The 7,262-nt window shown below is 39.0% G+C and carries 6 protein-coding genes; all 6 read left to right on the top strand.

Features of this window, described 5'->3' with window-relative positions:
- The first annotated feature begins 118 nt into the window (after nt 1–118).
- The 6 genes from H1P_RS29215 to H1P_RS29190 all read left to right on the top strand — a co-directional run bounded on the left by H1P_RS29215 (nt 119) and on the right by H1P_RS29190 (nt 7,156).
- Entirely contained in the window at nt 119–490 is a 372-nt protein-coding gene (locus H1P_RS29215) for a class IIb bacteriocin, lactobin A/cerein 7B family (protein ID WP_144874366.1), read from the top strand.
- A 30-nt stretch (nt 491–520) separates the two neighbouring features.
- Complete coding sequence (locus H1P_RS29210) at nt 521–880, top strand: class IIb bacteriocin, lactobin A/cerein 7B family (protein WP_246142010.1); 360 nt, start codon at nt 521–523, stop codon at nt 878–880.
- Nucleotides 881–909: 29 nt separating this feature from the next.
- Nucleotides 910–1,278 (top strand): NHLP leader peptide family RiPP precursor, encoded by a 369-nt coding sequence (locus tag H1P_RS29205; protein WP_246142009.1) that lies wholly within the window; start codon nt 910–912, stop codon nt 1,276–1,278.
- Nucleotides 1,279–1,441: 163 nt separating this feature from the next.
- Nucleotides 1,442–2,566, top strand: a complete 1,125-nt coding sequence (locus tag H1P_RS29200; protein ID WP_144874362.1) for a hypothetical protein — start codon at nt 1,442–1,444, stop codon at nt 2,564–2,566.
- Nucleotides 2,553–4,334, top strand: a complete 1,782-nt coding sequence (locus H1P_RS29195) for a hypothetical protein (RefSeq protein WP_144874360.1) — start codon at nt 2,553–2,555, stop codon at nt 4,332–4,334. Before H1P_RS29200 ends, H1P_RS29195 begins: the two co-directional genes overlap by 14 nt.
- Nucleotides 4,331–7,156 carry a type 2 lanthipeptide synthetase LanM family protein gene (locus H1P_RS29190; protein WP_144874358.1) on the top strand — a complete coding sequence of 942 codons (2,826 nt, stop codon included), beginning with the start codon at nt 4,331–4,333 and terminating at the stop codon, nt 7,154–7,156. Before H1P_RS29195 ends, H1P_RS29190 begins: the two co-directional genes overlap by 4 nt.
- The last annotated feature ends 106 nt before the right edge of the window (nt 7,157–7,262 follow it).

The raw sequence follows: 7,262 nt of genomic DNA, 5'->3' as shown, positions 1-7,262 counted from the left end.
TTTTAGGGGTTTTTCGCCATTTTTACTTAACTTTTTGCTGCGCCCAAAATCCTTGTAACCTTTATTTGCTCAAGGTTGTCAAGTTATTCAGCAAACCCTAACTAAGAGAATCAAGATTATGACACAAACAATGAACGAACAAAATCCTCAACGCTCTCGAAACGAGATTGAAGCCCATCTAGTAGCTCAAGTTTGGAAAGATGAGACCTTTAAACAACAGTTGTTAGCTAATCCCAAAGTGGTTATTGAACGGGAATTTGGCGTGCAGTTACCAGCAACACTAAACGTCCAAGTGATGCAAGAAGATGCCGATACTCTTTATATCACCTTGCCTGCTCCTCCACCCAACGTCAATGAAGATGAACTCTCGGAGGAGGACTTAGAAGCTGTTGCTGGTGGCATAACTCCAGCTGTAGCAGCAGGTGCTGGAATTATTAGCGGTATAGCTGGTTCGGGAGTCGCAGGTGCTCAAGCAGCGTCCATGTGGTAGGCGAAGTATTGTGCAAGGAAAATCAAGATCGTGACACAAACAATGAACGAACAAACCCCTAAACGCTCTCGAAACGAGATTGAAGCCCATCTAGTGGCTCAAGCTTGGAAAGATGAGACCTTTAAACAAAAGTTGTTAGCTAATCCCAAAGTGGTGATTGAACGGGAATTTGGCGTACAGTTACCAGAAACCCTCAACGTCCGAGTGATGGCAGAAGATGCCGATACTCTTTATATCACCTTGCCTGCTCCTCCACCCAACGTCAATGAAGATGAACTCTCGGAGGAGGACTTAGAAGCTGTTGCTGGTGGTATTAGTCCAACCTTTGGAATTGTTGGCGGTATAGCTGCTTCAGGAGCCGCAGGTGTTGGCGCAGCATCCCTATGGTAGACAAAACATTATTACAAGGAGAAACAAAAATGACACAAACAATGAACGAACAAACCCCCGAACGCTCTCGAAACGAGATTGAAGCCCATCTAGTGGCTCAAGCTTGGAAAGATGAGACCTTTAAACAAAAGTTGTTAGCTAATCCCAAAGTGGTGATTGAACGAGAATTTGGCGTGCAGTTGCCAGAAACACTAAGCGTCCGAGTGATGGCAGAAGATGCCAATACTCTTTACATAACCTTACCCGATCAACCCAACTTGAATGAAGAGGAACTCTCGGAGGACGAGCTAGAAGCTGTTGCTGGCGGTGTTACTCCCTTATTAGGAGTTGGTTTAACAGCAACTGCCTTTGGTATCGGAGCGACAAGCAAGGAAGTAGCAGATCAGGGGGGCTGGTAATTTTCTTTTTATTGCTCTAATAATATTTTCCTAGTTTCTAGGAATGGCTTGGTTGAATGTCTCAACTCCTGTTGATTCAGGCAATAAATAGACAACTCAACTGAGCCAAATTTTAACCTGACAAACTAATTTTAGTTAATTTTGAAGAAGTAAAGGAAGAAAGATGAATGGTTTTGTTAATGATTATTTAAGTGCAATCGCTCCTCATGTTTCTGAAGCATTAATTTCTCCAGAAAGTTTCTCTGACATTAATTATGTGGCGCAAACCCTACCTAGCGCAATCACTGACTTTTTTGGTTTTGAATGTCGTTTAGGAGAGAAAGCAGCCCAAGCAGATTTCTTATTATCCGTTAGGGCTGCTATTGGGGGAAGGGAAATTTTAGCAGGTTATAAATCTGAGCCTAGTTTACCCGCAGCTAATTTCAACCATCCTGTCTGGAAAAAAGTGAGAAACTTTAGCAGACATTGGGCAAACCCCGTATCCCCTCTATATGAAAATGCCGATAATATCTGGCTAGAGTTCGATCTCGATCAACCGCCACCTGAAATTCCCATCCCCAGTTTATTCTTTGGTGTTAAACAAACTGAAGCTAATACTATTGACTATCAATGGGTAAATCAAACTGCTTTACAACTTCTTTTTGGTAGATCGCTACCTTCCCAAATGGAGCAGAATTTAGAGAATTGTTTTAAGTGCTTGCCATCTGGGGCAAAAGTATTTCAAATTGGTATCATGCTGGCGAGAGAGTCAGAGGCTGTCAGAATTTGTATCCGAGGCATTAAGAGCGATCGCATCTTAGAGTATCTCAATTCTATTGGTTGGTCACATGAAGAGCCAAAATTAAGGACTCAGATTGCCCAATTATCTGGCTTAGTTGACCGAATCGATCTTGATATAGATGTCGGTAATGTAATTTACCCCAAAATTGGCTTGGAATGCTATGTTAATCCTTCTGTTTCTCAACAATCTCAATGGGAATTATTTCTCGATTATTTAGTAGCTAATCAACTCTGCCTTACGAAAAAACGAGATGCTCTTTTGACCTATCCTGGATACTCTTTTGAACAACTAGATTCGGAAACTTGGCCCACTCATCTTACCAATGTATCCAGTTTGCTAGGAGCAGGAGTCATGAGTTTTATTAGCAGAAATATTCATCACATTAAGATTGTCTATCAGCCCAAAAAACCCTTAGAAGCCAAAGCCTATCTTTCTGTCAGTCAAGGTTGGCTTTCTAAAACTTTGTTAAAACAGCATTTAAAGGAGTTACACCATGCAAGTGTCTGAGATTTTACAACAACTACCTGGCAATTTAGAATGGATGGTTTTATTCAACTTAGAAGCAATCGCATCTTTAACTGATGAGACGACTATCAAGCCCATGTTTGGTTTGCCAGCAGAGATAGAAATAGAACCTTATAGTCATGTAGTTTTGACTAGCTACGGCAGATGTTTAGCATCTAAACAGGGTTTAAATTTAATCGATCCTTTCAGCAAAAATAGCTGGGCAACTCCAGATTTGGAGCGATCGCTATATGAGCAGTTTGCTTCTCAGTTAGTTTTATTTCCAGTAGATCGGGCTGATTGTCTTGGCTTAGGAGAAACAAGTCCTTTTTCACCTGTTTTGCTCCATTTAGAGATTGAATCAGGCTATGGAGAAGGAAAAGCAATTTTTCAACAGCAACCTTCTGAAGAACATTACGAATTGCTGCGAGCAGTAGGGGTACAATTTTTAGGTGGCGAGCAACATGATTCTTACTACTTGGCTCGATTCAGAAACCGTTTACCCGTACATATTCATGCAGGTATTCTCTCCCATTTTAAGAGAACAGCCCATTGTAATCAGTTTTTTCTGCAACATGGTTGGATCGACCCTACTTTAGAGATGGGTTTACTCAAAGCAGCCAGTAGTAGAATTAATTGGGCTAAAAATCTTTCTCTAAAAGCAATAGTTCAACTAAGTCATCAAGCCAGTACCGAAGGGTTAGCTATGACTTGTCAGCCACCTACACCTGCAAAGGCTTATTCTTTTGGTGATTTAGTACCTCTTGGCTTTCTGCTAAAAACTCTTAATACTTTAGGAGAAGAGTCCGAAGAGTTGAAAAAGTTATTAGAATCTAAACGTCAAGGTTATTTTTGGTCTTTTCACAGTAATGGTTTAATTACTTCAATCGACTCTGCCCTAATACTTCAGGGTTTTAACGAACCAAAAGCAGTAGAAGCATTAGAGCTATTTGCCAATGGATGTGGCGGTTACTATCCTCAACTTTGGGCTGAGGATAAGCAGCCTCATAAAATGGTGATTACTCATAGCAATAAGCATTGGTGTCAAACTGATTATGCTAGTACCTGTTTGGTAGCAGCTTTAAGACAAGAAGCAAATTTAACTATTGACGAGACTACTATAGACTATCTAGCAGCAGAGTTTGACAATAGAAGTGGACTTTATTTTGCTAACCCTTATTTAGTTGATTGGATGTTAGCTCGTGCTATTAGTACAAAAGAATCTACAAAAGAATTAAGAACTCAACTTTTAAGCGAGATTTTAGCCAGCATCAATGATGATTATTCCTTTGGAACTTACGATCCATGTTTATCTACCGCTTTAGGTATTTTAAGTTTAGCTGCACTAGGTTGTCGAGATCGAATCATACTTCTAGCACAGTTGCGGTTGTTAGAGTTGCTTGAAGCAGAAAGAAACTCACCAGAGGCAATTCCTTTTTACTCTACTTTGGCACTGGATACTCAACACTTCCAACCAGTGGAGTTATTTAACTTAATTTTAAGCGATCGCCAGAAAAGAATTATTTCTATCAACAATCAATATCATGGCATTTCCTACTATCTAGACAGTCAAAAAGCAATTACTACTGCTCTGGTAACTCTTGCCCTATCTGAGTCCTGGGAATCTACTACTATTACTCCAACTTGGCGACAAATTATGGATCGAGATAGTCATCCCCGATATCGATGCCACAATCATTCAGAATATATTGCTAAATTTGCCCTTCCCCGTTACGTAGCTATCAATCAACAGGAAGTTGTAATGTCATGAAAGTTTCTCTACAAGATTTGATTGAAATAGTCGAACGTGCCAGTATAATGAGCGATCGCCTAAGCGAGAAATTTGTCCCCGATCCCATTCAAGACAACCAACTAATTGAAACTCGACTAGAAAAATTAATTCAGATTACTGCCAAAGGCGATTCAGATAAATTCAGCAAATATTTACAGTGGAATAATTTAGACCTTAATACCTTGCGTCATAGTATAGGTAAGGTTAGGTGTTTAGATGTTAAAGAACTACCTTCTTGGGTAGAAACTTTAAAAGCAGTCTTGCAAGCAACCGTCTTCCCCTTAGATGTCTCAGATTGTAAGTGTTTGAATCCTCAACAACCTTTTCCCTTTGAAGAAATTATCATTTCCTTTGTCAAAGTAGCCAGAGAAAAATTACTAAAGACAGTAGGCATTAACTACCAGATACTAACAGAAGAAGCTGGGATTCAACTGGAACGAAATCTCCTACAAAGATTGAGTAGTCTTGCTGCTTCCCCTCTCGATTTAGAATTTTCTCTTTTTCGCTACAATCGAGGAGGTTTGGGACTAGATTGTTTGACACAACAGTTATCTAAGACTCCCCCTCGAACAAAATACCAAAAGTTTATCGAAGAATTACTTCAAGGTAGACTACTCTCTTTTTTCCAAGAATACAGCGTACTCGCTCGTTTAATGGCAACTGTTACAAATTTTTGGGTCGATTCTGTGGGAGAGTTGATTACTCGTTTGAGTGACGACTGGAAAAAAATTCAAACAACTTTTGCTAAAGATCGACAATTAGAACAAGTTGTTGCTCTTAAATTATCATTATCTGACTCTCATAATTGCGGACGATCCGTTATTGGCATTAAATTTAATTCTGGTTTAAAGCTAGTCTATAAACCCAAAGGGTTAGGCATTGACCGAGCTTATTTCGAGCTACTATCTTGGTTAAACCAGCAGCATCTTCCTTTACAGTTCCAAATTGTCAAAATTCTCAACTGTAATACTTATGGTTGGATGGAATATGTTGAGAGTAAACCCTGTCAAGAATCAGAACAAACTCAACGCTATTATCAGCGATTGGGAATGTTATTATCCATCATTTATCTGTTGCGAGGAACGGACTGTCATTATGAAAATTTGATTGGTTGCGGTGAACAACCTATTTTAATCGATTTAGAAACTCTATTATTACCTAAAATTGACACCTTTAATCAAGGGAATGATGCCGAAGTAAAAGCACAACAAGAGTTACAAGAATCTGTTTTACAAACACATTTGTTACCCCAATGGCAGGTAACTGGAAAAGGAGAATACTTTAATATTAGCCCGATAAAAGCAATTTCCGAGTCAGAAATTCCCCAGCAGATTACACAATGGCAGCACATTAATAGCGATTGTATGTCTTTGGTAACTACGTCTGTTCGATCGAACTCAGCTAATCAATTCCCTTCTAGTAATCAGATTGATGCATCCCCTGAAGATTATGTGGAAGAGATCGTAACTGGATTTCGACAAATGTATGATTTCTTGCTTCGGGGAAAAAACGCTCTTTTAGCCGATAATAGTCCTTTAACTAACTTTTTTCACCAGAAAGTACGTTTGGTATTTCGCAATACTAGAGTGTACGCATCTCTTCTGAATCAATCCGTTAATCCTAAATGGCTCAGAGATGGTATCGATCGCAGTATTCAACTTGATATTATCGGTAGAACATTCATCAATGGGGATACTAAACATCCTTACTGGAAGCTTATTGCAGCAGAACAAGAAGCTCTTGAACGACTGGATATCCCCTATTTTTCTGCTTATTCAGATAGTATAAATTTACCGACAACGCGGGGAAGCATCTTAGGATTTGCCACCGAGTCTGGCTACAGTGCTGTTATCGATCGTCTGCAAAAGCTTGACGAGCAAGATTTAAAGCACCAGATTAGTTTAATTCGAGGCTCTTTCTATTCTGCTACAGCTAAAGACTTACACGATCCTCAACTTGCAACAAAATCTCCTTCATCTTGGGATAAAATTACCCCCTTTAGTGGAGAAGTGATGGTAGAAACAGCAATTGCGATCGCCCAAGAACTAGAAAAGAGTGCCATTACAGGTACTAATAGCAGTGTTACTTGGTTGGGAATGAATTATCTTCATCAGGTGCAAAGATTCCAAATTCAACCTCTAAATTGTTATAGCTTGTCTCAAGGGAGTTGTGGAGTTGCTTTATTTTTGTCGGCAGTAGCAAGAGTTACCAACAAACAACAATTTCACGATCTAGCTTTAAAAGCGTTGTCTCCTCTACAAAATTTACTTGTTTTTGATTCTGTACCAAAAGCCGAAATAGCTAGAGAATTAGGCTCACTAGTTTATGGTTTGACTCTGATCGGTGGATTTTTAAATAATTCAGATGTCATCTTAAAACAAGCTGTAATAGCAGCTTCTCTGATTGAAACCAACTATGAACCCACTGAGCCAAACTTAGAGCTTATCGAGCGAATCCCTGAAGAAATTTTAGGTTTATTAACTTTATATAAAGTTATTGGTGATTCAAATCTTTTAGTCAAAGCTTTAGATTTAGGAGCTTATTTACATCGTGTTATTCTAGATTATTCGACAAAAAAAGAACAACCTTTAAGTATAAATTTGCTCTTGAATAACAATCTGACAGTCTATGCTTTTAGGCGACTTTATGAAGTTACCAAAAAATTAATTTTTTCGCCAGTTTTGCAAATTATAAATGACAAAATAAATGACAAGCACCATTTTTCAAATAGAACAACCACTAACAGCAAAAGCTTTGATGTTTCAAGGTCGAATGTTTTGGAGTATAGTGCGATTTGTTGATGGTGCGAGACTGTAGAGACTACAGAGGTAGAGCCACCCCAGTTATGAACATAAAGTATAACTGGAACTGTTCATTGGATGTAGGTGAAAACCCTACCATCGAAGA

The sequence above is a fragment of the Hyella patelloides LEGE 07179 genome, assembly GCF_900659865.1.
Taxonomy (GTDB): Bacteria; Cyanobacteriota; Cyanobacteriia; order Cyanobacteriales; family Xenococcaceae; genus Hyella; species Hyella patelloides.
The sequence above is the reverse complement of the archived record's forward strand: the minus strand, read 5'-3'. Positions and strand labels throughout refer to the sequence as shown.

What these genes read in the sequence shown, in the direction of transcription:
- H1P_RS29215 (WP_144874366.1), top strand. Translation starts at nt 119, where the DNA reads ATGACACAAACAATGAACGAACAAAATCCTCAACGCTCTCGAAACGAG.
- H1P_RS29205 (WP_246142009.1), top strand. Translation starts at nt 910, where the DNA reads ATGACACAAACAATGAACGAACAAACCCCCGAACGCTCTCGAAACGAG.
- H1P_RS29200 (WP_144874362.1), top strand. Translation starts at nt 1,442, where the DNA reads ATGAATGGTTTTGTTAATGATTATTTAAGTGCAATCGCTCCTCATGTT.
- H1P_RS29195 (WP_144874360.1), top strand. Translation starts at nt 2,553, where the DNA reads ATGCAAGTGTCTGAGATTTTACAACAACTACCTGGCAATTTAGAATGG.
- H1P_RS29190 (WP_144874358.1), top strand. Translation starts at nt 4,331, where the DNA reads ATGAAAGTTTCTCTACAAGATTTGATTGAAATAGTCGAACGTGCCAGT.